This is a genomic window from Empedobacter sp. GD03865 (assembly GCF_029840775.1).
Lineage (GTDB): Bacteria > Bacteroidota > Bacteroidia > Flavobacteriales > Weeksellaceae > Empedobacter > Empedobacter falsenii_B.
Map to the genome: position 1 here is coordinate 29,214 of NZ_JAOCDF010000008.1, position 25,885 is coordinate 55,098.

The following is a 25,885-nucleotide window of genomic DNA, read 5'->3' on the forward strand; positions in this document are numbered from 1 at the left end:
TTATACCCTTAAATTTGCAAAGTAAATCAGAAAAATCTAAAGGATGACGAAAAGCATTACAGCGTTTATAGCAATGTTAATGATTTTTCCAATAGCAAATGCTGATGGTAAAATTTTTAAGGATTCTGGTAATAATGACACAATTATTATGCCAGCTTCTGAGAAAAGATTTAGTAACGATATTGATAATGATACCATCAAAAAAGATACATTATCAGTTGAAGATGAAAAGTTGGTTGGAGAACTTATCGAGAATAGTGCTCGAAAAATCTCGACAGGAGTTGTTTCTTGGTATGGAGACAAATTCCACGGACGCAAGACAGCTAGTGGTGAAACGTATGACAAACACGAACTAACAGCTGCCCATAAGTCTTTACCATTTGGTACGAAAGTAAAAGTTACGAATATCAGAAATGGTAAATCTGTAGTTGTAGAAATCAACGACAGAGGTCCATACGCTAAATCTAGAGTTTTAGACTTAAGTCAAGCTGCATTCAGCGAAATTGGTCACACCAATACAGGAGTGATGCAAGTTGAATACGAAATTATCAAAAGCGAAGACAAGAAAGACTAAGATGTTCAGAAAAAATTAAAAGGTTTGAGAATTTATTCTCAAACCTTTTTTTATGCTCTTAAGTTTCGTGCAAAAAAAATCCTGACAAATGAATATCAGGATTTATAATTATATGATGTAAGAAAATCTTAATCTAAAATTTTAAGCACTTTAGTTGTACGGGCTCTTGATGCTTCAACTAATTCAGCTTGTGCTAAATCTTCACCGTAAGAAGGGATCATTTCTTTGATTGCTTCGTTCCAGTTGTTTTTCATCAAGTCTGGGAAACATTGTTTCATCAAGTTCAACATTGCACTAACAGATGTAGATGCTCCTGGAGAAGCTCCTAATAAGGCAGACATTGTTCCATCTTGAGATGTTACGATTTCTGTACCAAATTTTAAAACTCCTTTTCCATCTTGTTTTTCGATTACTTGAACACGTTGTCCTGCAGTTTGTTCGAACCAATCTTCTAATTTAGCTTCAGGAAAATATTCTTGTAATTCTTCTACTTTTTTCGCTTTAGACAACATCACTTGTTCTACCAAGTATTTTGTTAAATCGATATTGTTTAATCCACAATTCATCAAAAATCCTACGTTTCCTAAGTTTACAGATTTGAATAAATCGCAATTAGATCCGTATTTTAAGAATTTTGTTGAGAATGTTGCAAATGGACCAAATAATAGAGATTGTTTTCCATCAATAACACGTGTATCTAAGTGAGGAACAGACATTGGTGGTGCACCAATTTTTGCTTTTCCATATACTTTTGCATGATGTTTTTTGATTACTTCTTCGTTTTGACAAATTAACCATTGTCCACCAACTGGGAAGCCACCAAATTTTTTCGATTCTGGAATTCCAGATTTTTGTAACAATAAAATTGCTCCTCCACCTGCACCAATAAATACGAAATCAGCATTAAGTGCTTTGTTATTTCCAGATTTTAAATCTTTTACTTTAACTGCCCATTTTCCGTTGCTAAGACGATTTAAGTCTTTTACTTCGTGTTCAGTTTCTAACGTGATTTCTTTTTTGTCTTGTAAACCTTTGAAAATTTGACGCGTTAATTCACCAAAATTCACATCAGTTCCCAAGTTCATATGCGTTGCCGCAACTTTTTCATTACCTTTTCTACCGTCAACAATTAATGGAGCCCATTCTCTGATTTTAGAAACATCATCCGAATATTCCATATCCTTAAATAAAGGATGCTGAGATAATTTTTCGTAACGTTTTTTCAAGAAATTTACATCGTCATCGCCCCAAACAAAAGACATATGCGGAGTAGGACGTAAGAATTTTTCTGGAGAAGAAACGTAATTATTTTCGACTAAGTAAGACCAAAACTCTTTCGAAGTTTCAAATTGTTTTGCAATATTAATTGCTTTATCAATATTAACCACTCCATTTTTGTCCATTGGTGTATAATTCAATTCACAAAAAGCAGAGTGACCAGTACCTGCATTATTGAAAGCATCAGAGCTTTCAAATCCAATCTTATCTAATTTTTCGAAAACAGAAATCTTAATTGCCGGATTTATTTTTTTAAGAAGTATGCTTAAAGTAGCACTCATGATACCAGCACCAACTAACACTACCTCTTGAGGTTGTTTTTCCATTTCTCAAAAATATATTTACGTTGCAAAGGTATTAATAAATAGCCTTTTTTGCGAAATAATACGCAGAAAAAACAATGATTTTTTACATAAATTATTGTTTTGAGATAATTTGAATAGATTTTATTTTATAGAAAATTATTCAAACTCAGTTTTTCCAATACTTTCGATGTTGTCTGCTTGTGATAAATCTGCTTCAAAAGCTTTTTTGTTCACAACTGTAGTTTTTGAAATTTTATCGTGCCAACCATTTTCTCCTAAAAAAGTAAGAACATCAAATGGAATTATTCTACAAATACTTCTTGTAAAATAATCTTTCGTTGTAGGTGTAGAACCGTCAATCATCACAACTTTTGTTCCTGTAATAAATTTACCTAATGAACGTCCTTTGGTTAAAAACTCTGATAAAAAAATTAGTAAAACATAAAAAAAGGCTGTGATAACTCTATCAATCAAAGGATTTATATTTTCTAATTGATAAATAATGTCGCTTTCTGGATTAATGATCACAATAACAATTGCTATAAAACCGAAAAATAGCATCGTCAATAAAATGATTGATACATAATCTATAATAAAATTTAAAAAGCGCAATCCTTTGTTCGCTTTATGTTCGCCAACTTTGTAATCTTGGTACATAGTGTTTATGTGTTAATTTAGATGTAAATATATGATAAACACTAAATTTTTAAAATTATTTTATGCAGATAATTTAAGTCTAAATTTTATCCTCCATCCAACGTCTAAGATTAATGTAATTGGTATTTCTTCGCAACAAATTTTGATTGTCCGAATCTTTCAAAAAATCATCTAATTCTCTGAAAGCTTTTACTTTTTCATGTGGGTACAAATCATTCAATTCAATAAAAAATAAACTAATTTTTCGTGTAATAATATTACTATTTTTCATCTTTTTGCAGAATTGATGCGTTTTGTACGAATATGTATCCAATTCTTGATCATTCCCAGAATCATACAAATTCATCATAATCAAAACCAAGGTGTAAAAATGTAAATCTTCTTGAATTGACGCTTCACTATTGATTATTTTTTGACAATACTCGAACGAATTATCCCAATCTTTGTTTAAGAAATAATAGGCAGCAATTTTTAGATAAAGCACCAAAATATGATGATTATCGATTTTATGATGATGCGATTTAATTTCGCGTAAAATATCTTTAATCAAAAATGGACTAATATTTTCTTTCGGATTAATGAAAAAATAATTCAGTTTGCTATTAAATTTATTGATAAACCAAAGCGCTTCCACATTATCATTTTGAGGCAAAATCTCGTAAACAGATTCTAATTTATCAAACCAAAATTTAAATTCTTCAGAATTTTTTTTCAGGTATAAGATCTTTAATAAATAGCTATTTCCTTTAATAAACCAAACTGGATGACTAAGAATTCGTTCTTTTTTCTCGTAAAATAATTCAACCCATTTTTTCGAAAATTCATAGGCAGAGTGTAGGTTTTGCGTTAACATCGACAACCAAACATTTGCTTTGTAAAACCACAGTTTCTCTTTGAATTTTAATTTCTTAAAATCGATATTTTTTGTTTCCGAATCAAAGAAATTCTGAATTTTTTGAATTTCATCATCATCTTTTGCGTATCCATTCTCGAGCAAAATACTATACAATTTTAGCGATAAATTAGACAATTTACTTGCTTGTAAATTCTGTAAACTCAATTCCTCCGATTGTTCAATCAACTGATCTGCACGACCAGAAATACTTCGTGTAATGAATTGTGATTCGATAATTTTTTCGAGCTCTAAAATATCATAAGCAATGGCTTTTTCGTCAAAATCTAAGGCTTGAGTTTTGGCTTTGTCCAACATTTTTAGACTTTGTTTGTGTAAGCCTTTTTGATACAAAATCGTAGCAAAATCAAACTGTTCACGTATTTGCATACGCGAATTTTGTTGCGAAGGATTCATTCTCAAGCTAAACAAAATTTGTTTGTACAAATGCGCTTTTAGATTAGATAATTGTTGTTTCGTGGTAATTTTTTTCTTCAAAATAGCCGTTTCATCATATTCTTCCAACTTATCCAATGCTTCAAATAATAACAAAAATTTTGCATCTGCATTAATTTGCAGACGATTTACATAAAGTTTGAATTGACGTTTTTCGGAACGATTAAGTGACTTTATTAAACTAAATAGTGCGTCTTTGTTATGATTTGACATTGTAATTAAATTATATATAATGTATTGAAAATAAAATGATTATGATAAATATTTTAGCTTTAAGAATTGTAAAACACTTTTCAATTTGAAAATTTAAAGTTAGTACAATTTTAATTTTACATCACAATAACAAACAAAACTAATTGCAATGAGTGCTGAGAAGATTCAAATTTTTGATACGACACTGAGAGATGGAGAGCAAGTGCCGGGGTGTAAGTTAAACAAAAAACAGAAGTTAGAAATTGCGGCTCGATTGGACGAATTAGGCGTTGATATTATCGAGGCTGGTTTTCCAATTTCAAGTCCTGGAGATTTCGAAGCCGTAAATGCAATTTCAAAATTAGTGAAAAATGCCACAGTTTGTGGTTTAACTCGTGCAAACAAAAAAGATATAGAATCTGCAGCTAAAGCTTTACAATATGCGGTAAAACCAAGAATTCATACCGGAATTGGAACTTCGGATTCTCATATTATTCACAAATTTAATTCGAATCGTGAAGCGATTATCGAACGTGCCGTTGAAGCGGTTGCTTATGCAAAAACATTTGTAGATGATGTTGAGTTTTATGCTGAAGATGCAGGAAGAACGGATAATGCTTTTCTTGCTCAAGTTTGTGAAGAAGTGATCAAAGCTGGTGCGACAGTTCTTAATATTCCAGATACAACGGGTTATTGTTTGCCTTTTGAGTATGGAAATAAAATTAAATATTTAAAAGATCATGTTCAAGGAATTGATAATGTGATTATTTCTTGCCACAATCATAACGATTTAGGTTTAGCGACAGCGAATGCAGTTGCAGGAGCTATAAATGGAGCACGCCAAATAGAATGTACAATTAATGGAATTGGTGAGCGTGCTGGTAATACGGCCTTGGAAGAAATCGTGATGATTTTTAGACAACACAAAGAATTGAATTTTTATACAGATATCAATGCTCAAATGTTAACAGAATTAAGTCAATTAACTTCTGATACAATGGGAATGATGGTTCAACCAAACAAAGCAATTGTAGGATCGAATGCTTTTGCGCACAGTTCTGGAATTCATCAAGATGGTGTGATTAAAAATCGTGAAACATACGAAATTATCAATCCGGCAGATGTTGGAGTTAATGAGTCCTCTATTATTTTGACAGCTCGTAGCGGGCGTTCAGCATTAGCTTATCGTCTAAAAGATATCGGTTTCGATACATCTAAAAATGAATTAGATATTTTATATGAACAATTTTTAGAAATTGCGGATCTAAAAAAAGAAGTCGTTCGTGAAGATTTACTTGGATTAATACATCAGTTTAATCAAACATCACAGAGAAAATTCGCATGAGAACATTATTCGATAAAGTGTGGGATGCCCATGTTGTCAGCCAAGTAGAAAATGGACCACAAGTGATTTATATTGATAAACATTTAATTCACGAAGTAACAAGTCCACAAGCTTTTGCAGAATTAGAAGCGAGAAATATTCCAATTTTTCGACCAAATCAAATTGTTGCAACTGCGGATCACAATGTACCAACGATTAATCAAGATCAGCCAGTTCGAGATCCATTATCAAAACAACAATTAGAGCAATTAGCGATTAATTGCGAAAAAAATAATATTACTTTTTATGGTTTAGGTCATCCGTATCAAGGAATTGTTCACATTATTGCGCCAGAATTGGGTGTTACGCAACCAGGAATGAGCATGGTTTGTGGTGATAGTCACACATCTACGCATGGAGCTTTTGGAGCAATTGCTTTCGGAATTGGAACAAGTCAAGTTGCACAGGTTTTTGCTAGTCAATGTTTGTTGATGAATAAACCAAAATCGATGCGAATTACAGTTAATGGAAAACTGAATCCAAATGTTCAACCAAAAGATGTGATTTTATATATCATTTCTAAAGTGGGAACAAATGCAGGAACTGGTTATTTCTGTGAATACGCTGGAGATGTTTTCGAGAATATGTCGATGGAAGGTCGAATGACAGTTTGTAATATGTCGATAGAAATGGGTGCTCGTGGCGGAATGATTGCACCAGACGAAACAACTTTTGCTTATTTAAAAGATAAACCATTTGCCCCGAAAGGAGAAGAGTGGGAGCAAAAAGTAGCGTATTGGAAAACGTTACCAAGTGATTCTGATGCAATTTTTGATGAAGAAATTGAATTTGATGCGGCGGATATTTATCCAATGATTACGTTTGGTACGAATCCGGGAATGGGAATTTCGGTGAAAGATATCATTCCATCAAAAGATTCGTTAAGCGATAATGAAAAAGAATCGTTTGAAAAAGCATTGAAATATATGGGTTTCCAAGATAATCAATCAATCATCAATCATCCAATTGATTATGTGTTTATCGGAAGTTGTACCAATGCGAGAATTGAAGATTTGCGTGAAGTGGCAAATTATGTGAAAGGAAAACAGCGCAATGAAAATGTAACAGCGTGGATTGTTCCGGGATCGAAACAAGTAGAAAAGCAAGCGATAGAAGAAGGTTTGGATAAAATTTTTGAAGCTTCTGGATTCAAATTGCGTGAGCCAGGTTGTTCGGCTTGTTTGGCGATGAATGACGATAAAGTTCCAGAAGGAAAATATTGCGTTTCGACTTCGAATAGAAATTTTGAAGGTCGTCAAGGTCCAAATTCTCGTACATTATTAGCAAGTCCTTTGATTGCTGCTGCGGCTGCAATTCACGGAAAAATTGTTGATATCAATTAAAATTTACTCAAAATGGATTCAATCAATCAACTAAAATCATCGGCTGTTCCGATTAAAATAGAAAATATAGATACCGATCAAATTATTCCAGCTCGTTTTTTGAAAGCGATTAGTAGAGAAGGTTTTGGAGATAATTTATTCAGAGATTGGCGATTTAATCAAGATAATCAATCAATTGATAACTTTCCGCTGAATGATTCAAAATATGCAGGAAAAATATTAGTTGCAGGTAAAAATTTTGGTTGTGGTAGTAGCCGCGAACACGCTGCTTGGGCAATCAAAGATTACGGATTTGATGTGGTGATTAGTTGTTATTTTGCAGATATTTTCAAAGGAAATGCATTGAATAACGGAATTTTACCAATCGTTGTTTCAGATGAAATTTTAAATCAAATCTTTGAAATCATCGATCAAAATTCTTCAACTGAATTTGAAGTTAATTTAGAAAATCAAATCTTAAAAATTCAAGATCAAACCATCAACTTTGATGTTGATTCTTATAAAAAAATCTGTTTATTAAATGGATATGATGACATTGATTTTTTAATCAGTCAAAAAGATAAAATAGAAACTTACGAACAAAACCATAAATCTTTACAACATGAAAACGCATAAAATTGCAGTACTTTCTGGCGATGGAATAGGATCAGAAGTCGTTTCGGAAACAATAAAAGTTCTGAAAGTCGTAGAACAACTTTTTAAATATGATTTCGAATTTGAGGAAGCTTTGATTGGTGCAATTGCAATAGACGAAACGGGAAATCCTTTGCCTGATGCGACATTGCAATTATGTAAAGATGCAGATGCGGTTTTGTTTGGTTCTATTGGAGATCTAAAATATGACAATAATCCGAACGCAAAAGTTCGTCCCGAACAAGGTTTGTTAAAGCTGAGAAAGGAACTTGGTTTATTTGCAAATATCCGTCCAATCAAGGCTTACGAATCTTTGTTGGGGAAAAGTCCATTGAAACGTTCGCACATCGAAGGAACGGATATGGTTATTTTTCGCGAGTTGATTAACGGAATTTATTTCGGAGAAAAATTTACGGCGCAAGATGGTTCGCATGCGTATGATACGTGTTCGTACAACAGAAAAGACATTGAGCAAATTACACATTTAGCTTTTCAGGAAGCAATGAAACGCCGCAAAAAAGTAACGTTGGTAGACAAGGCAAATGTGTTGGACACGTCTCGTTTATGGCGAAAAGTTGCAATGGATATTAGCCAAGAATATCCAGAAGTTGAGTTAGATTTCTTGTTTGTTGATAATGCGGCGATGCAATTAATCATCAATCCAAAACAATTTGATGTGATATTAACGGAGAACATGTTTGGTGATATTATTTCGGATGAAGGAAGTGTAATTGGAGGAAGTATAGGGTTGTTGCCTTCGGCTTCTATTGGGACAGAAAATGCATTGTTCGAACCAATTCATGGTTCGTATCCACAAGCAAAAGGAAAAGGAATTGCAAATCCTATGGCTTCTATTTTGAGTGCTGCAATGATGTTGCGTTATTTGGGATTAGAAGAAGGTGCAAAAGCAATTGAGAATGCGGTGGAAAATGCGATTAATAATTTGATTGTAACTTCAGATTTAGATGAAACGAGTGATTATTCGACATCTGTTGTGGCAAATTATATTGCGAAGATATTATTGAGCGATCATGATCATCATTCATATTTTAATTTTGAAAATGTATTGATGGGGAAATCGACGATTATATAGTTTTTATTATTTATGACTTAATGAAAAAGCCATTCAGAGTTCTGAATGGCTTTTTCTATTGTATATTTTTATGAGTTGATGATTACATCATTCCTGGCATTCCACCTCCCATTGGTGGCATAGCTGGCTCATCTTTTTTAATTTCTGTAACAACCGCCTCAGTAGTAATTAACATACCTGCAACAGAAGCAGCGTTTTCTAATGCAACACGAGCGACTTTAGTTGGATCAATAACTCCAGCCTCGATCATGTTTACATATTCGTCAGTTTTTGCATTGTATCCGAAATCTCCATTTCCTTCTTTTACTTTTGCAACAACTACAGAACCTTCACCACCAGCGTTGTGAACGATTTGGCGTAATGGTTCTTCAACTGCACGCGTTACTATTTTAACACCTGTCGCTTCGTCAGCATTTGTAGTATCAATTGTTAAGTTAGATAAAGCTCTAACAAAAGCAACACCACCACCAGCAACGATACCTTCTTCTACAGCTGCGCGAGTTGCGTGTAAAGCATCATCAACACGGTCTTTGATTTCTTTCATCTCAACTTCAGAAGCAGCACCAACGTATAATACAGCAACACCTCCAGCTAATTTAGCTAAACGCTCTTGTAATTTTTCGCGGTCATAGTCAGAAGTAGTTGTTTCTACTTGCGCTTTAATTTGGTTAACACGAGATTTGATTTGTTCTGCATCACCAGCTCCGTTAACAATAGTTGTATTGTCTTTGTCGATAACTACTCTTTCAGCAGTACCTAACATTTCTAAAGTAGCAGTTTCTAACGTAATTCCTTGCTCTTCTGAGATAACAGTACCTCCTGTTAAGATAGCGATATCTTGTAACATTGCTTTTCTACGATCTCCGAATCCTGGTGCTTTAACAGCAGCAATTTTTAAAGATCCTCTTAAACGGTTCACTACTAAAGTAGCTAAAGCTTGACCTTCAACTTCTTCAGAAATGATTAAGAATGGACGACCTGATTGAGCAACTGGCTCTAATAAAGGTAATATTTCTTGTAAGTTAGAGATTTTTTTCTCACATAATAAGATGTAAGGATTCTCTAATTCAGCAATCATTTTATCTGCATTTGTTACGAAGTATGGAGATTGATATCCACGATCGAATTGCATTCCCTCTACAACGTCAACGTAAGTTTCTGTTCCTTTTGCTTCTTCAACAGTAATTACTCCTTCTTTTCCAACTTTAGAAAAAGCTTCTGCGATTAATGATCCAATAGTATCATCGTTATTTGCAGAGATAGAAGCAACTTGTTTTATTTTTTCTGATGAATCACCAACTTCTTGAGATTGCTCTCTTAAATTAGCAACGATTCCAGCAACAGCTTTATCAATACCACGTTTTAAGTCCATTGGATTCGCACCTGCAGCAACGTTTTTCAAACCTTCGCGAACGATAGCTTGAGCTAAAACTGTAGCAGTTGTAGTACCATCACCAGCAACGTCATTTGTTTTAGAAGCAACTTCTTTCACCATTTGCGCACCTAAGTTTTCGATTGGATCTTCCAATTCGATTTCTTTTGCTACAGAAACTCCGTCTTTAGTTACATGTGGAGCACCGAAAGATTTTTCTAAAACTACGTTACGACCTTTTGGTCCTAATGTTACTTTAACTGCATTTGCTAATGCATCAACACCTCTTTTTAAAGCGTCTCTTGATTCAATATCGAATTTAATATCTTTTGCCATTTTTATTTATGTTTTGATGTCTTAAGTCTTAAGTCTTAAGTCGAATATGATTAAAAATTAAAAAATAAGTTACTTTGTACTTAATACATTTTACTTATTACAACTAAATTTAGATAATTGCCAAAATATCAGCTTCACGCATGATTAAGTAATCTTTACCTTCTAATTTTAATTCAGTTCCTGAATATTTTCCGTAAAGAACTTTGTCTCCAATTGCAACAGTTATTGGTTCATCTTTTTTACCATTACCAACTGCTACAACGATTCCTTCTTGAGGTTTCTCTTTTGCTGAATCTGGGATAATAATTCCTGATGCTGTTTTAGTTTCTGCAGGAGCAGGCTCAATAACCACTCGATCTGCTAATGGTTTAATGTTTAATTGTGACATATTTGTATTTTTATTTTAATAATTGATGGTTTTAAATAAACGAAAAACGTGCCAACACACAATTTCTGCCATTATGGATAAGTTAATTTCACTCCTTAAAACAAAAATGCCAAGTTGTATGACAACTTGGCATTTAAAGTGATTTTTATGAATAATTATTTTTTGATAATCACTTTTTTCGTGAATTGTTCGTTACCTGCTTCAATCGAAACAATGTAAACACCATTTGATAAACTAGATAAATTAACTTGTTGAGATTTCGAAGAATTCAATTTGTTTGAGTAAACTGTTCTTCCTGCTAAATCTGTCACAGTAATTTTACCTGTTGTAAATGAGTTTGTAAAATCTAAATTGATTATTCCATTTGAAGGATTTGGAGAAATCGTAGCTAAATCTTTCGAATTGATTTCAGAAGTTGCTAATTTATCAGAAATTTCAAAATTTGCAGCATTTACAGCTAAGAAAACGTTATCAATAGCTTTAATCATAATTCTCGCTTTATTAGTAATTCCTAATCCTGCAGGAACTGTGAATGTATAAGAACCGTTGTTCGGAACTGATTCAGCTAAAACATAATCAAATGTTTTTCCTCCATCAACCGATAATAAAATTTTTACATTTTGGGTGTTAATTACTCCTGAATTAGTTCCTGCAACATCCCAATTTATAGTCACTTGATTATTTTGCTTCCAACCTTCATTAATAGTTTGAGAAGTAACTCTAAATGGACCTGCTTCTCCTACAAAATTTAAACTTACATTTTGTCTAGTCGTAAAACCAACTTGTGTATTGTTATCACGTACAGTAACAGAAAAATTCATTGTTCGCGCAACATTAGGAATCACCTCCCAATTATTTAAATTATAATTGCTAGGTGAGCTGTTGTAAGGGTTTGTTTCAAATACTAATTCATTTGTAAGAATTTTCTCTAATCGAGGAAAATATCTTATTCCTTCATTTTTAGGAGGAAATGATCTAAAACTAGGACCTCTTGTATTTGAAGATAGAGGAGGTAAATTTCTTGTTGTTGATTCTGCAACTTGTGGATTCATTTGTTCCCAAGTATAGGTAAGTTGATCTCCATTAGCATCAGTTGCTGATGTTTCTAAAGCAAATGCTGTAGCAATAGGAAGATTATATGAATTATTTAATTGAGCTGTAATAACTGGTGCAACATTGCTTGTTTGAACAAGTTGAGCACATGAAATTCTATTAAGATTAGTATTAATTTCCTCTATACTTCTTGTGTGGTAATAAGCATCACTATTCTGTTGTACATTAGGAGCACAAATTCCTGTGTAGGCCATAATTGTAGAGCCACTTCCAGGTTCTATAGAATTTGCAATAGATCTATTGCAATTGTTGTTATGAGTATGATTAGCCCCTAATTGATGACCAATTTCATGAGCTGTGAAATCAATGTCAAATGCATCTCCCACAGGAGCAACTGTTCCTGTAACTCCTCCAGCTTTATAGCTGTTTACGCAAACAGCTGGTGAATATGCTAATCCGTTTGAATCGTTGAAGTTATTAACTTTAAAAAATAAATGTCCAATATCATAATTATTAGCTCCAATAATATTATTTGTGACGATAATATTTTCATCAATCATTTGCTCTGCATCATTAGAATTAAAAGAATCATTATCAATAAAAAATAATTGATCTGTATTTGAAATTAATTCTAAGAAAACACCAACATCATTTTTTAAAACGCCATTAATTCGTGTGAGTGATAAATTGACTGCAGCTAATATTGACGCTTTCTTTTGAGCTTCTGTACCAGATGATAAATTAGCTTGTTTGATTACAAAATCTGAATACTCAGTCGTTGTTGTAATGGCTAATCTAAATTTTCTTAAACTTCCATTTTGAGTTGCTGTTCGAGAAGATTGTTTAATAGTTTCAAAATTCAAATTATCTATCCCAAGAGCACTTTCAGAAGGTTCTGTAGCACATTTGAAAGAATTTGTATTAACTAAATCTTTTTTATCATACACAATATATGACGCTTTATTTTTGGTGTAAGCGTCTATTAACACTGTTTTATTGCCGTTTGAAACTAAACCATACAAACCAAATTGAGGAGATAAACTAAAATTGATTTTCTCTGTCAAATCATTTGTATTGTATCCAGAAAAAGATTTTATATCTGGGTATTTAGTTTGTAATTCAGGAGATAAATTTGAGGTTTCTACAATACGATATGTATTAAACTTTCCGTTCTCAGTTGGAAATTTTAATAAAAAATTTTGTTGATTCGTATTGTTTAAATAGTTCACCAAATTATCATAAGCTAAGTCTAATTTAACCGATTTAGTTGGTATATGTGCTCTTGGATTTAATTGCTCTTTAGAAATATTTCCTTTCGCATTGGTAGTTTTCCAAAAGTTTTGTTGAGCAAATAAGTTTGTGCTAAATGCAAGACAAATAAGTAAATATTTAGATGTATATTTTTCCATTTTTATTTAGTTTTTACTAAAATCTTCTCTACAGATTTAGGTACAATCATCATCAATAAATTTGAAGAATCTTGTGTTTGATTAATTCCTTTTATAGGTGTTAAATGTAAATTATAAATCTTTTCATTACCAGTAATAGAATCAATATTATATGAATTAATATGTTTTTGAGGAATCAAAATTATTTGATTTTGTTCATAATCAATAACGAAACGAGGTAATGATTTATTGTAATCTTTTGGTAATGTGGCATACATGTTGTTTAATTCAGTTTCATTTTTGAAGAAATGTGTTCCTGATAATTCATATTGCGCAGAAAAAGTTGTGAGTAATTGATAATTTTCTTTTGGAATTTTCTGATATACTTTTTGAACAACACAGCTTATAAAAGTAAGTAAGATGGTTATAAATGAAACGAATGTTTTCATAATTTAGGTTTTGATAAATTTAAAGATAATATTAATCAATCAACAAAAAAAGCCTCACAATTTGTGAGGCTTGTATATTTTCTTATCAAAATTACTTCGCTGGTTGAGCTGGTAATTGATTTTGACTTGCTCCGTTTGCAGCAGGTTGCGTTGGTAAATTATTAGCTGGTGCCGTAACATTTGGCTTAATTGGTTTTATCGCATTTGGATTTTCATGCGAAGCACTTGCTCCAATAATCAATACGATTACAGCGATAAATAATCCCCAAGTTGTGTTGTCTAAGAATTTATTCGTTCTTTGAACTCCAAACATTTGGCTTCCTCCGCCACCTCCGAAAGTAGAAGATAATCCTCCTCCTTTAGGGTTTTGAGATAATACGATTAGTACTAATAATACACATAAAATCATGATAATAATCATGAAAAACTGAAATAGTCCCATTTTATTATTTAGAGTTTTTTAAATTTTCAATTTCTTTAATTCGATTTGCAAATAAACTATTTTTTTCTGGATATTTCAAAATTAATATCTTATAAGCTTTAATTGCCTTATCATATTTTTTTTGCTCAATATAAATTTGAGCCAAAGTTTCGGTCATCAAATCCGAATATTCTTCCGTATTCTGAACGAAATTTGATGGTGTGTTAACTGGTGTAATATCCGTTTTTTTCATCGGAACGATTTTCGGATTTTTTTCCAAAAAGTCATCTATCAACTTATATTTTATTTCTCTTTCTGCAATTTCTTGCTCTTCCTCAATCTCTTGTTGAGTTTTTGATTGAGAAGGAACTTTCTTCAACCAATCCGAAAAAGAGAACGTCGAATCATCCGAATTATTTTCAATGATTTCTACTTTTTCTTCAATCGTTTCAGGTTCAGATTCTTCAATTACCTCCGCATTTTCAGACAATCCTTCTATAATTTCTTCTTCCTGATTATCTTCAATTGTTTCAATTACCTGCTGAGGTTCAGATTCAATAATTTCAATTCCAGAAGTTTGTTGAACAGCATTTTCGATATCATTCTCAGAAGTTAAATTTTCTTCTTTCGAATTATTTTCTACCACAACTTTATTCGTGATTTCAGCAACTTCGTTCAATTCTTCATCCGAAATAATATCAACAACATGATCTGTTCTCAATTCAGATTCTTCTGTATCATTTTCGATCATTTCGTCTACAATATCTTCATTGATTTCTTCTGAATTAGTTTCAGAAACAACTTCAATTTCTTGGTTTAATTCTTCTTCTTTTTCTTCAATGATTTCATCAATAACTTCAACTGTTTCGTTATTGTTTTCGATGATTTCAGAAGTAGAATTTTCTAAAATTGGTTCAGAAATAATTTCGTTTTCAACTAATTCTTCCATTATTTCTTCTTCCATTTCAGGAGAAATAGTTTCAGTTTTTGTTTGAATTTCTTTTTGAATTGGTTCTGAATTGATGTAATGATACAAATCGACACGATTGCTACTGTGAATTGAAGTTTTGTTCAAATAATCCTCAAAAGAAGGATGATTTTCCTTTTTTAAACCATAAAGTAATAAAGCGCGCAATGTGTAGAAATACGGATATTTTTCTACCTCTTTTTTAAGAAGTGGAATGTCCGATTTCTCAACTTCGTACGGATGTGCTACTAAATATTCAATTCTGGTCATTGCTCAAATATAAGGTTATTTTTTTACCAATCCATCGCAATAGACGCAAAAACTTGGTCGCGAATATCATCAATAATTAAAGGAACAATTGACGATTCTACAGCGCTTAACATTGCATTTCCGTCATATAATTGGAAAGCAGAAAATGTTCTGTCATAACTTTTTGATTCGTCTTTATTGTTGATGTATCGAACTTTTACATAAATCGTCAAACGGTTTTTTGCCGCAATATCATTTGATTGAATTGCTTCTGGAACAACATCGTATCCCGTAATTTCACCTTCGATAATTAAGTCAGAATTTTCATTCGAATTTAACTTTAACTTCGTTCTACTTCTAAAAATATCTTGAATCGCAATCGTTAAATCTTGACTCAAAGTAGGATTTTGTTGAGGTGCGTAATTCGGGAAAGTTGCCACATAAATTGTGTTCCAATCTGGTTGAATTGCTGCTCCCGAAAGTGAATATTTTATACATCCTGTTAAACTAAAAATAGCAAAAATACTAAGGACGAATAGTTTTATTTTGTTCATATTACAAATGATATTGTTTGATTTTTCGGTACAATGTTCGCTCAGAAATTCCCAATTCGTCAGCCGCCATTTTACGTTTTCCTTTGTGTTTTTCCAACGCCAATTTTATCATTTCCTTTTCATTATCTTGCAACGAAAGAGATTCTGGTTCTTCGATTGGACTTACATCATATACATCGTTCGAATAATCGTATTGCGATTGTTGATAATTTGGTGTAATTGGAGCAGATTTCGTTGGAACCAAATTATATTGACTTGGCACAAAATCTTCTTCTGGTTCGTTTTGATCTTGATAAACGCGCTGAATCAATTCTTGTGTATTGCCATTAAAATCTTCAACATCTTTGTGTTTGATTAAATCTAATGTTAAAGCACGTAAATCGTTCAAATCTTTTTTCATGTCCAATAAAACCTTGAACAATAATTCACGTTCCATAAAATCTGAAGAACTTCCATCTTTTGATTTATTTGTTACCGTCAACATTGTTGAATTATTGGGTAATAATTCCATGATTTTTTCTAACGAAATCACACGGTCTTTTTCCACAACAGAAACTTGTTCAGCAAAATTTCTTAATTGACGCACATTTCCCGGCCAAGGATAATTCGCAATATAATTTTGGGCTTCTGGAGAAAGCTCAATATGCGGCATTCTGTATTTATTTGCAAAATCTGAAGCAAATTTTCGGAACAATAAATTAATATCTTCCTTACGCTCGCGCAAAGCAGGAATATCAATTTGAACTGTATTTAATCGATAATATAAATCTTCACGAAACTTCCCTTTTTCAACAGCTTCTTTCAATTTTACATTCGTTGCAGCAACAACACGAACATTTGTTTTTTGAAGTTCCGAAGAACCAACTTTCATAAATTCACCCGACTCTAAAATACGCAATAAACGCACTTGTGTAGCTAAAGGCAATTCACCAACTTCATCTAAGAAAATAGTTCCACCATCTGCTACTTCAAAATAACCTTTACGTGTTTGTGTAGCGCCTGTAAAAGCACCTTTTTCGTGTCCAAATAATTCAGAATCGATTGTTCCTTCTGGAATCGCACCACAGTTCACTGCAATATAATTGTTGTGTTTGCGTGCAGATTGATTGTGAATAATTTTCGGAATAAATTCTTTACCTACACCACTTTCTCCGATAACAAGAACAGAAATGTCTGTAGGTGCAACCTGAATCGCCTTTTCTAAAGCACGATTCAAGGCTATATTATTTCCAATGATTCCAAAACGTTGTTTGATAGTTTGTAAAGAATCCATTTTTTTATTTTTTAGGTTTTTGAAAAATGATCTATCAAATTTCAATTATTGTCTTATTAAAACCGTCATTTCGAGTAAAATTCTTTAGAATTTTGTATCGAGAAAAAGGTTTTAAACTATTAAAATTCTATTCTCGATACAATTTTTAATCATTTCATTTATAAAAATCACTCGAATTGACGAATTTTATTTTTAGTATACAATTGACGGATTGATTGTTTATCCTTCTATCATTTCACCAATCAAAGTAGCCGTTGTACAGCTATTTGCTTTTACGTTTACAAAATCTCCTATTTTAGTTCCTTCTACTTTAGGGAAAACTAAAACCGCGTTTTGTGTATTACGTCCGTACCAGAAATTTTCGTCACGTTTAGAGTTTCCTTCAATCAAAACTTCATGAGTTTTTCCAACATAACTATTCATACGCTCTGCAGAGTGTTTTTGTTGCATTTCGATGATTTCTTGTAAACGACGTTTTTTATCTTCTGGTAAAACATCATCAGGCATTTTTTTGTGCGCTGGCGTTCCTGGACGCTCAGAATAAGCGAACATATAACCGAAATCATATTTCACATATTCCATTAACGATAATGTATCTTGATGTTCTTCTTCTGTTTCGCCACAGAAACCTGCAATCATATCGTGAGATAAAGCACAATCTGGAACGATACGACGAATTTTATCAATTAATTCGAAATATTCTTCACGAGTATGTTGACGATTCATACGTGCTAAGACAGTGGTAGAACCCGATTGAACAGGTAAGTGAATGTATTTACAAATATTTTTGTGTTTCGCCATCATTTGCAATACGCCTTCTTCCATATCTTGTGGATTAGAAGTTGAAAAACGTAAGCGAATGTTAGGAAACTGCGTTGCAACCATGTCTAATAATTGAGCAAAATCTACAGCAGTCGCTTTCTGAATATCAGTTGCATTTTTGAAATCTTTTTTTGGTCCTCCACCATACCATAAATATGAATCGACATTTTGACCTAAAAGTGTAATTTCTTTGTAACCAGATTCTGCTAATTCTTTACACTCATTCAAGATAGAATGTGGATCACGAGAACGCTCACGACCACGCGTAAAAGGAACAACACAGAATGTACACATGTTATCACAGCCACGAGTAATCGTAACAAAGGCTGTAACGCCATTTCCACCTAAACGAACAGGAGAAATTTCGGCATATGTTTCTTCTTTTGATAATTGTACGTTTACCGCATCACGACCATCTTCTACATCGTTGATTAAGTTTGGTAAATCGCGGTAAGCATCTGGTCCTACAACGATATCTACTAAATGTTCTTCTTCTAAGAATTTATGTTTCAAACGTTCCGCCATACAACCTAAAACGCCAATTTTAAGACTTGGATTTTGTTTTTTGATTGCGTTTAAAGTTCCTAAACGTTTACGAACTGTTTGTTCCGCTTTTTCACGAATAGAACAAGTGTTTAAAAGAATTAAATCTGCTTCGTCAACTTTTTGAGTGGTTTGATAACCTTCGTTATTTAGAATAGATGCAACAATTTCACTATCCGAGAAATTCATTTGACATCCGTAACTTTCTAAGAATAATTTCTTTGTTGCATTACGAGTAGGAGCAGTCATCAAAGCCTCTCCTTGTCTTGCTTCATCTATATGTTTTTCTTCTGTATGCATTCTAAAATGGATATTTTATCGTGCAAAAATAATAAATCTATGTGACATATTGGCAGTAAAATTTTCTTTTGCATTTTATTAACATTTTGTAGATTTGAGGAAATCTAAAAAAATATAAAACTATGGATGATAGAATTAGACAAAGAATAGAAGAAATTAAACAACGAGGAGTAAATATAAACGTTGGCGATATTTTTTCAAAATCATGGGAAATTTTTTCAGGAATCGCTTTATATGCAATTCTTGCAATTGTAATAACATTCGCAATTAGTTTCATGATTAATTTCTTCTTAGGATTAATCATTTCAGCACCAACTATGGTTATTAATGATCCATCTGATTTAAATGAAGTGTTTGCAGAAGCATCATCTCCTTTAGCGTGGGTGAGTAATATTGTTAGTATTGTAGTTGCAGCAGCTTTAGCACCGATTACAGTAAGTATTTTGACAATGGCTAAAAAATTTAATAAACATCAAAATCCTGATTTTTCAGATTTGTTTGTTCATTATAAAGATGGAAAATTTGGTGTGATTTTTACAACATATTTAGCTGTTCAATTTTTAGGATTCATAGGTATTTTATTATGTATTGTACCTGGATTTATTTTCTATGTTACATCAATACTAGCAATTCCTTTTGTATTGTTTACAAGTTTTACTACAACGGAAGCTATAAAATCAAGTGTAAGTATTTTATTTAAAAACTTCGGATCAGCATTTGTTTTTTGTTTGGCTTGTTTTGGAGTTGCAATTTTAGGCGTACTTGCTTGTGGAGTTGGATTATTAGTAGCAATGCCTCTAATTTATATTGCTACATATGTTTTATATGAAACAGTTATAGGAACAGAAGACAATGAACAATCAGAAATAGACCAAATAGGAACAGATATTTACAAGGATAATCCTTACATGAAATAGACAAAATTATGAAGCAGTTGAAAATCATTTTTGGCTGCTTCATTTTTTTGTTATTAATTTTGCAGAAATTTTTTAAGAAAACAATATGTCTAAAAATCTCGTTATTGTTGAGTCCCCAGCAAAAGCTAAAACCATTCAAGGTTTTTTAGGTGATGATTTTATCGTGGAATCAAGTTTTGGTCACGTGGTCGATTTACCAAAGAAAGGAATGGGAATCGAAATCGAGAATCATTATAAGCCAATATACGAAGTAACACCTGATAAAAAGGAGGTTGTAAGTAAACTGAAAAAATTGTCTTCGAAAGCCCAAACAATTTGGTTAGCATCCGATGAGGACCGCGAAGGAGAAGCAATTTCTTGGCATTTGTATCACGTTCTTGGATTAGAAAAGAAAGATACAAAACGTATTGTTTTTAATGAAATTACAAAAAAAGCGATTCAACGTGCGGTAGAAAATCCACGTCAAATTGATGAGAATTTGGTTGATGCACAACAAGCTCGTCGTGTTTTGGACAGATTAGTTGGTTTCGAAATGTCGCCAATTTTATGGAAAAAAATCAAACCAGGCTTATCTGCAGGTCGTGTTCAATCAGTTTCTGTTCGATTAATTGTTGAACGTGAAAAAGAAATTCAAAATTTTGTTCCAGTTTCGTCATATAAATTCATTGCAATTTTCGAAACAAATGAGGGAAGAACATTAAAAGCAGTTTTAACAAAAGAATTTTCTACGTTAAAAGAAGCCGAAGATTTCTTAGAAACATGTGTTGGAGCAGATTTTAAAGTAAATGATTTACAAAAGAAACCAGCAAAGCGTACACCTTCAGCACCATTTACAACATCAACTTTGCAACAAGAAGCATCTCGTAAATTAGGTTTTTCAGTTTCAAGAACGATGCGTGTCGCACAACAATTATACGAATCTGGACATATCACATATATGAGAACAGATAGTGTGAATTTGTCTGATGATGCATTAACAGCAGTAAAAGCTGAGATAGAATCTGCTTACGGAAACAAATATGTTGAGATAAGAAAATATAAAAACAAAAATTCATCTGCACAAGAAGCGCACGAAGCGATTCGTCCAACGCATTTCGAAAATCATTCAATAAATGCAGACGATTCTATGCGAAAATTGTACGAATTAATTTGGAAACGTACAGTTGCTTCTCAAATGGCAAATGCAGAATTGGAACGAACTATTATTGATATTGATAACAACAAAAACAACTTTATTTTCCAAGCGAAAGGAGAAGTAATTGTGTTTGATGGTTTCTTAAAAGTATATCAAGAATCGTTTGACGACGAAGATGCTGATGATGATAAAGTATTATTACCAAGTGTAAAAGTAAATGAGCAATTGAAAGCAGATGAAATAAACGGTACTGAACGTTTTTCTCGTCCTTCGGCTCGTTATACAGAAGCATCTTTGGTAAAAAAATTAGAAGAATTAGGAATAGGTCGTCCATCAACTTATGCACCAACGATTTCTACAATCCAGAATAGAGGCTATGTGGAAGTTGGGGAATTGGATGGTCAAGAACGAAAATATAATACCTTAACGCTAATCGATAATCAAATCAAAAAAGTTCAACAAAAAGAAATTTTTGGAGCTGATCGTCGCAAATTAATGCCAACTGATATCGGAATTGTGGTAAATGATTTCTTGGTTGATTATTTTACGAATGTGATGGATTACGATTTTACAGCGCGTGTCGAAAATAGTTTTGATGATATTGCGGAAGGTAAATTGAATTGGACAAAAATGATTGATGAATTTTATACGAAATTTCATCATGTTGTAGAAGATGTTCAAGAAAATGCTGATCGTGCAACTGGAGAACGCGAATTAGGAATTGATCCTGTATCGGGTAAAAAAGTGCATGCACGTATTGGACGTTTTGGGCCAATGATTCAGATTGGTGAAGCAGAAGATGAAGAAAAACCTCGCTTTGCAAGTCTTCAAAAACATCAATCTATTCATAATATTACCTTAGAAGAGGCAATGAAATTGTTCGAATTACCAAAAACTTTAGGTGAGTATAAAGCGCACGAAGTAGAAGTGAATATTGGACGTTTTGGACCTTATGTGAAATTTGATGATAAATATATTTCGATTCCGAAAGAGGAAGATCCAATGGATTTATCATTTGATCGTGCAGTAGAATTAATCGAAGAAAAATTAAAAGCTGATGCACCGATTGCACAATACGAAGGGTATGATGTAACAAAAGGAAAAGGACGTTTTGGACCATTTATCAAATGGAATGAATGGTTTATTAATGTTCCGAAAAAATACGATTTCGATCATTTATCTCAAGCTGATATTATCGAATTGATTGAAGATAAAAAACGTAAAGAATCTGAACGTGTTGTTCGCGAATGGTCAGAACAGGAAATTCGATTAGAGAAAGCGCGTTGGGGACGTTATAATTTGATTCAAGGAAAAATAAAAGTTGAGTTATCGAAAGAGACGAATCCAGAAGCGTTGACTTTGGCTGAGGTTGAAAAATTAATAGAAGCTGCGAAACCTAAAAAGAAAGCAGTGACTAAAAAAGCGCCCGCAAAAAAGACAACTGCGAAGAAAACGACAACTAAAAAAACAACGACTAAAAAGTAATAATGTACAACGACTTTTTAAAACCCGTTTCTGAAGAATTACAAGATTTTGCTAAATCTTGTAATTCTTTTGCGTTAGGACAAGCTATAAAATTTCGCGAAGATGTTATCGAAAGCGATGAAAAATCGAACGATAAAATTGCGATTATTGGTGTGACAGAATCTCGTTCGAAACAAAAAGATTTGATCGAAGATGTAGATTTTAGCCTTGTTCGTACACAATTGTACGAATTGCAAATGGGAAATTGGTCGATAGATTTGTACGATTTTGGCGATGTTGTTTATTATGATGATAAAGCCGAAACCGAAAAAGTTTTTAGAGAAGTTACCAACGGATTAATTCGTGATGGATATGTTGTTGTTATTTTGGGTGGAAACCCAAGTTTAGGTTATCAACAATATCGTGCTTATGACGAAATTGTTGATAAAGTTTATTACTTAACAATCGATCATAAATTACGATTAGGAAAAGATGAAGCACAAACAACAGAAAATAATTATTTAACAAAAATTATTTCGAATGAGCCTTTCAATTTATTGGATTATACGAATATCGGTTTTCAAACGTATTTTGTTGCTCAAGAAAAATTAGATTTGTTAGATCAGTTAAATTTTGATGCTGTTCGTTTGGGTGTGATTTCTGAAAATGTAAAAGAAATAGAACCTTATTCGAGAGATGCAAATGCGGCTTTGCTTAATTTATCGAGTTTACAAGGTTCGGATTTCTCTTCTTCAAAAAATATGACGCCAAATGGATTTACTTCACGAGAAATTTGTGCGTTAACAAGATATTTAGGTTTCAGCAATAAATTGACTTCACTTTACGTTTGTGATTATATCGAAAATTATAAAAAATTAGATCATCTATTAATTTCGCAGATGATTTGGTATTTTATTGATGGAAAAAATCACCGTCCAGAGATAAAAAGTTTTGAGGATACACAATATTTTGAGAAAATTTTTGTTCCTACAGAAGGATACAATTATATTTTTTACCGAAATATATTAACCAATCAATTGTGGATAGAAGTTGATAACACTGTTGATGGAGAGCGAAAATTTGAAATTATTCCGTGTTCAGAAAAAGATTATGAGCAAGCCTTGAATGGAGAAATACCGAATAGGTGGTGGAAATATTTCAAAAAATTTTATTAAAAAATAAAGAACAATTTTAAAAATCAATTAATAAATTGCCTTAATTTGTAGCCTTATTAATTGAGAACTAAAAGTATAAAACCTGTATAAAAATAAATCTATAACAGAATGAATAGAATTTTGGTAAGTGCATTGTTGCTATCTCTTTCTTTATCATCATGTAAAATGTTGAAGAACAGAGGGAGTAGTGATAGAAATGATGGACAAATAGTTTCGAAAACATCTTCGGCTTGGACGCCAGTTCGTCCAAAAGGAATGGTTCCGATTCCGAGTGGATCGTTTGTTTTAGGACAAACCGATTACGATTTTACAAAAACAAATGATGCTCCAGTAAAAACGGTTACTGTTACAGGTTTCTTTATGGATGATACAGAGATTACAAACTCTGAGTATCAGTATTTTGTAAATTATGTAAAAGATTCTATCGCTCGTACTGCTTTGGCAAACAAGGCAGAAACTTTAGGTTTTGACCCTATGAATCCAAATAATGGAGCAGGAGGTATTGGTGATTATGCATATATTTCTGGTTCACAAGATGGACAAGGGACGCCATATGATGAATATATTAAAAACAGTAATACAGGTCGTGATGGTCAATCTTTAGATGGTAAGAAATTAAATTGGAAACAGCGTTTGGAGTGGGATAAATACAAATATCCAGATGTAGATTATGCTGAGGTTATGGAAGGATTATATTATCCTCCAGAAGAGCGTATGAATGGAGAAAGACGTATTGATACGCGTAAATTAAACTATTCTTATGTGACAGTTGATCAAACTGCTGCAGCAAAAAAACGTGGTACTTTCCGTGTAGATTTTCGTAAAGAATTTAGTTTAAACATTTATCCTGATACAACAGTTTGGGTAAGAGATTTCAACTATTCGTACAATGATCCAATGCACCAAGACTATTTTTGGCATAAAGCTTATGCAAATTATCCTGTTGTAGGTGTTAACTGGAATCAAGCAACAGCTTTTTGTGATTTCCGCACAAGATATCATAACACAGCATTGAATAATAAAAAGAAAAGAGGAAGTCAAGTAAAAGTTATTAGTTACCGTTTACCAACAGAAATTGAGTGGGAATACGCAGCGAAAGGTGGTTTAGAAAATGCACCTTATCCTTGGGGAGGTCCTTATTTAACAGATGATAGAGGTTGTTATCTAGCGAACTTCAAACCAAAACGTGGAGATTATTTAGAAATCAACGATGGCAAGAAAACTGGTTACATGTATACGGCTCCTATAAAAACATTCCGTGCGAATGGATATGGTCTTTATGACATGGCTGGTAACGTAGCTGAATGGACAAGTTCTCCGTATAACAGATCATCTTATACAATGTCTTCATCACTTAATCCGTCAATTACAATGTCTGGAGAAGTAAATAGAAGTGTAAGAGGAGGATCTTGGAAAGATGTTGGATATTTATTAATGACTTCAGCAAGAGATTGGGAACACAAAGATTCTGCAAGAAGTTTCATCGGATTCCGTACAGTTCAATCTTTCCCAGAAGGATCAAAAGTAAATTTTAGAAGAACCAAATAACCTAATTAATAAAACAATTTAATAAAAAGCACTCTTATGGCAGTACAAGCTTCAAAACAAGAACGTCTTACAAATTTTTTGTATAATTTCTTTGCCGCAGTAGTAATTATCGGGGCATTATGTAAAATTACGCACACGAATTTAGGACCAATATCAGCCAATTTAATCTTAACAATCGGATTAGTAGCTGAAGCATTCGTCTTCTTTTATTCAGCATTTTTCGATAAACCTCAAGGAAGCTATGAATGGGAAAAAGCTTATCCAGAATTATTAAATGGAGAACCAGTACAAAGAAAAACTGCTGCTGTTGCAACTGCAGGAAATAATTTAACTGCTGAGTTAGACAAAGTATTAGCAGATGCAAAATTAGATAAAGAAGTTTTCGAAAGATTACGTGGTTCTTTAGATAAATTTGGTTCAGCTGTTAACGAATTAAACACAACAACATCAGCTGTCGCTTCAACAGAACAATATAGCAACGAAATTGCAAAAGCATCAACTAACATCAGCCAATTAAATGCTGTATATGCTGAGCAAATTGTAAATAGCCAAAAACAAGTAGAATTAAATAAACAATTTATCGAAGAAATGCAAAAATCTTCAGGTAGTTCAGAGCAATTCTTGAAAGAAATGCAAGAGCTTTCTGCTAACATTAATGCATTAAACAAAGTATACGGAGGTATGCTTTCTGCAATGAAAAACAACTAATACATTGCTCCGATAA

The 25,885-nt window shown here is 32.7% G+C and carries 22 protein-coding genes; 10 read left to right on the forward strand and 12 right to left on the reverse strand.

The genetic code is table 11. The features are described from left to right. Positions 1-43: 43 nt before the first annotated feature. Positions 44-574: a septal ring lytic transglycosylase RlpA family protein gene (locus N5D46_RS04775; protein WP_125349637.1), complete on the forward strand. Its 531-nt coding sequence runs from the start codon at positions 44-46 to the stop codon at positions 572-574. A gap of 128 nt (positions 575-702) precedes the next feature. Here the strand turns inward: N5D46_RS04775 and mqo are convergent, their stop codons facing one another. The 3 genes from mqo to N5D46_RS04790 form a co-directional block, all read right to left on the reverse strand. Further along, a complete protein-coding gene (mqo, locus tag N5D46_RS04780; protein WP_280045235.1) occupies positions 703-2,178 on the reverse strand; it encodes a malate dehydrogenase (quinone) in 1,476 nt (491 codons plus the stop codon). Positions 2,179-2,313: 135 nt separating this feature from the next. Continuing rightward, entirely contained in the window at positions 2,314-2,814 is a 501-nt protein-coding gene (locus tag N5D46_RS04785; protein WP_125349635.1) for an RDD family protein, read from the reverse strand. A 79-nt stretch (positions 2,815-2,893) separates the two neighbouring features. Beyond that, positions 2,894-4,375: a hypothetical protein gene (locus tag N5D46_RS04790; RefSeq protein WP_038332873.1), complete on the reverse strand. Its 1,482-nt coding sequence runs from the start codon at positions 4,373-4,375 to the stop codon at positions 2,894-2,896. 148 nt (positions 4,376-4,523) lie between these two features. Here N5D46_RS04790 and N5D46_RS04795 point away from each other — a divergent pair, with 148 nt between their 5' ends. The 4 genes from N5D46_RS04795 to leuB are packed head-to-tail and all read left to right on the forward strand — an operon-like array spanning position 4,524 to position 8,807. After that, positions 4,524-5,699 (forward strand): 2-isopropylmalate synthase, encoded by a 1,176-nt coding sequence (locus tag N5D46_RS04795; RefSeq protein WP_125349634.1) that lies wholly within the window; start codon positions 4,524-4,526, stop codon positions 5,697-5,699. Further along, positions 5,696-7,081 carry a 3-isopropylmalate dehydratase large subunit gene (leuC, locus tag N5D46_RS04800; RefSeq protein ID WP_280049301.1) on the forward strand — a complete coding sequence of 462 codons (1,386 nt, stop codon included), beginning with the start codon at positions 5,696-5,698 and terminating at the stop codon, positions 7,079-7,081. The genes N5D46_RS04795 and leuC overlap by 4 nt, the downstream gene beginning before the upstream one ends. Before the next feature lie 12 nt (positions 7,082-7,093). Further along, entirely contained in the window at positions 7,094-7,696 is a 603-nt protein-coding gene (leuD, locus tag N5D46_RS04805) for a 3-isopropylmalate dehydratase small subunit (protein ID WP_280049302.1), read from the forward strand. Next, positions 7,683-8,807: a 3-isopropylmalate dehydrogenase gene (leuB, locus tag N5D46_RS04810; RefSeq protein ID WP_280049303.1), complete on the forward strand. Its 1,125-nt coding sequence runs from the start codon at positions 7,683-7,685 to the stop codon at positions 8,805-8,807. Before leuD ends, leuB begins: the two co-directional genes overlap by 14 nt. Positions 8,808-8,889: 82 nt before the next feature. Here leuB and groL read toward each other — a convergent pair whose 3' ends face one another. The 9 genes from groL to miaB all read right to left on the reverse strand — a co-directional run bounded on the left by groL (position 8,890) and on the right by miaB (position 18,922). Next, on the reverse strand, positions 8,890-10,515 hold the full coding sequence (gene groL / locus N5D46_RS04815; protein WP_115001715.1) for a chaperonin GroEL: 1,626 nt from the start codon (positions 10,513-10,515) through the stop codon (positions 8,890-8,892). Positions 10,516-10,624: 109 nt separating this feature from the next. Next, a complete protein-coding gene (locus tag N5D46_RS04820; protein WP_125349629.1) occupies positions 10,625-10,903 on the reverse strand; it encodes a co-chaperone GroES in 279 nt (92 codons plus the stop codon). A 155-nt stretch (positions 10,904-11,058) separates the two neighbouring features. Further along, complete coding sequence (locus tag N5D46_RS04825) at positions 11,059-13,365, reverse strand: reprolysin-like metallopeptidase (RefSeq protein WP_280049304.1); 2,307 nt, start codon at positions 13,363-13,365, stop codon at positions 11,059-11,061. Positions 13,366-13,367: 2 nt separating this feature from the next. Beyond that, positions 13,368-13,793 (reverse strand): hypothetical protein, encoded by a 426-nt coding sequence (locus tag N5D46_RS04830; RefSeq protein ID WP_280049305.1) that lies wholly within the window; start codon positions 13,791-13,793, stop codon positions 13,368-13,370. Between the two features lie 91 nt (positions 13,794-13,884). After that, the gene (gene secG / locus N5D46_RS04835) at positions 13,885-14,235 is read right to left on the reverse strand and encodes a preprotein translocase subunit SecG (protein ID WP_038332909.1); all 351 of its coding nucleotides are present in this window, start codon (positions 14,233-14,235) and stop codon (positions 13,885-13,887) included. 4 nt (positions 14,236-14,239) lie between these two features. After that, a complete protein-coding gene (locus tag N5D46_RS04840) occupies positions 14,240-15,451 on the reverse strand; it encodes a tetratricopeptide repeat protein (protein WP_219034382.1) in 1,212 nt (403 codons plus the stop codon). A gap of 23 nt (positions 15,452-15,474) precedes the next feature. After that, on the reverse strand, positions 15,475-15,984 hold the full coding sequence (locus tag N5D46_RS04845; RefSeq protein ID WP_125349625.1) for an LptE family protein: 510 nt from the start codon (positions 15,982-15,984) through the stop codon (positions 15,475-15,477). A gap of 1 nt (position 15,985) precedes the next feature. After that, a complete protein-coding gene (locus N5D46_RS04850; RefSeq protein ID WP_125349624.1) occupies positions 15,986-17,257 on the reverse strand; it encodes a sigma 54-interacting transcriptional regulator in 1,272 nt (423 codons plus the stop codon). 219 nt (positions 17,258-17,476) lie between these two features. Further along, a complete protein-coding gene (gene miaB, locus N5D46_RS04855; RefSeq protein ID WP_125349623.1) occupies positions 17,477-18,922 on the reverse strand; it encodes a tRNA (N6-isopentenyl adenosine(37)-C2)-methylthiotransferase MiaB in 1,446 nt (481 codons plus the stop codon). A 122-nt stretch (positions 18,923-19,044) separates the two neighbouring features. Here miaB and N5D46_RS04860 point away from each other — a divergent pair, with 122 nt between their 5' ends. The 5 genes from N5D46_RS04860 to gldL all read left to right on the forward strand — a co-directional run bounded on the left by N5D46_RS04860 (position 19,045) and on the right by gldL (position 25,869). Further along, positions 19,045-19,839: a hypothetical protein gene (locus N5D46_RS04860; protein ID WP_125349622.1), complete on the forward strand. Its 795-nt coding sequence runs from the start codon at positions 19,045-19,047 to the stop codon at positions 19,837-19,839. An 85-nt stretch (positions 19,840-19,924) separates the two neighbouring features. Continuing rightward, positions 19,925-22,459 (forward strand): type I DNA topoisomerase, encoded by a 2,535-nt coding sequence (gene topA / locus N5D46_RS04865; RefSeq protein ID WP_125349621.1) that lies wholly within the window; start codon positions 19,925-19,927, stop codon positions 22,457-22,459. Between the two features lie 2 nt (positions 22,460-22,461). After that, on the forward strand, positions 22,462-23,613 hold the full coding sequence (locus N5D46_RS04870) for an arginase family protein (protein ID WP_125349620.1): 1,152 nt from the start codon (positions 22,462-22,464) through the stop codon (positions 23,611-23,613). A gap of 165 nt (positions 23,614-23,778) precedes the next feature. Beyond that, positions 23,779-25,161, forward strand: coding sequence for a gliding motility lipoprotein GldK (gldK, locus tag N5D46_RS04875; RefSeq protein WP_280049306.1), 1,383 nt, complete (start codon positions 23,779-23,781; stop codon positions 25,159-25,161). Positions 25,162-25,197: 36 nt separating this feature from the next. After that, positions 25,198-25,869: a gliding motility protein GldL gene (gldL, locus tag N5D46_RS04880; RefSeq protein WP_125349619.1), complete on the forward strand. Its 672-nt coding sequence runs from the start codon at positions 25,198-25,200 to the stop codon at positions 25,867-25,869. The last annotated feature ends 16 nt before the right edge of the window (positions 25,870-25,885 follow it).

Excerpts from the sequence above, each read along its gene's own strand:
- N5D46_RS04775 (WP_125349637.1), top strand. The coding sequence starts at position 44 with ATGACGAAAAGCATTACAGCGTTTATAGCAATGTTAATGATTTTTCCA.
- mqo (WP_280045235.1), bottom strand. The coding sequence starts at position 2,178 with ATGGAAAAACAACCTCAAGAGGTAGTGTTAGTTGGTGCTGGTATCATG.
- N5D46_RS04785 (WP_125349635.1), bottom strand. The coding sequence starts at position 2,814 with ATGTACCAAGATTACAAAGTTGGCGAACATAAAGCGAACAAAGGATTG.
- N5D46_RS04790 (WP_038332873.1), bottom strand. The coding sequence starts at position 4,375 with ATGTCAAATCATAACAAAGACGCACTATTTAGTTTAATAAAGTCACTT.
- N5D46_RS04795 (WP_125349634.1), top strand. The coding sequence starts at position 4,524 with ATGAGTGCTGAGAAGATTCAAATTTTTGATACGACACTGAGAGATGGA.
- leuC (WP_280049301.1), top strand. The coding sequence starts at position 5,696 with ATGAGAACATTATTCGATAAAGTGTGGGATGCCCATGTTGTCAGCCAA.
- leuD (WP_280049302.1), top strand. The coding sequence starts at position 7,094 with ATGGATTCAATCAATCAACTAAAATCATCGGCTGTTCCGATTAAAATA.
- leuB (WP_280049303.1), top strand. The coding sequence starts at position 7,683 with ATGAAAACGCATAAAATTGCAGTACTTTCTGGCGATGGAATAGGATCA.
- groL (WP_115001715.1), bottom strand. The coding sequence starts at position 10,515 with ATGGCAAAAGATATTAAATTCGATATTGAATCAAGAGACGCTTTAAAA.
- N5D46_RS04820 (WP_125349629.1), bottom strand. The coding sequence starts at position 10,903 with ATGTCACAATTAAACATTAAACCATTAGCAGATCGAGTGGTTATTGAG.
- N5D46_RS04825 (WP_280049304.1), bottom strand. The coding sequence starts at position 13,365 with ATGGAAAAATATACATCTAAATATTTACTTATTTGTCTTGCATTTAGC.
- N5D46_RS04830 (WP_280049305.1), bottom strand. The coding sequence starts at position 13,793 with ATGAAAACATTCGTTTCATTTATAACCATCTTACTTACTTTTATAAGC.
- secG (WP_038332909.1), bottom strand. The coding sequence starts at position 14,235 with ATGGGACTATTTCAGTTTTTCATGATTATTATCATGATTTTATGTGTA.
- N5D46_RS04840 (WP_219034382.1), bottom strand. The coding sequence starts at position 15,451 with ATGACCAGAATTGAATATTTAGTAGCACATCCGTACGAAGTTGAGAAA.
- N5D46_RS04845 (WP_125349625.1), bottom strand. The coding sequence starts at position 15,984 with ATGAACAAAATAAAACTATTCGTCCTTAGTATTTTTGCTATTTTTAGT.
- N5D46_RS04850 (WP_125349624.1), bottom strand. The coding sequence starts at position 17,257 with ATGGATTCTTTACAAACTATCAAACAACGTTTTGGAATCATTGGAAAT.
- miaB (WP_125349623.1), bottom strand. The coding sequence starts at position 18,922 with ATGCATACAGAAGAAAAACATATAGATGAAGCAAGACAAGGAGAGGCT.
- N5D46_RS04860 (WP_125349622.1), top strand. The coding sequence starts at position 19,045 with ATGGATGATAGAATTAGACAAAGAATAGAAGAAATTAAACAACGAGGA.
- topA (WP_125349621.1), top strand. The coding sequence starts at position 19,925 with ATGTCTAAAAATCTCGTTATTGTTGAGTCCCCAGCAAAAGCTAAAACC.
- N5D46_RS04870 (WP_125349620.1), top strand. The coding sequence starts at position 22,462 with ATGTACAACGACTTTTTAAAACCCGTTTCTGAAGAATTACAAGATTTT.
- gldK (WP_280049306.1), top strand. The coding sequence starts at position 23,779 with ATGTTGAAGAACAGAGGGAGTAGTGATAGAAATGATGGACAAATAGTT.
- gldL (WP_125349619.1), top strand. The coding sequence starts at position 25,198 with ATGGCAGTACAAGCTTCAAAACAAGAACGTCTTACAAATTTTTTGTAT.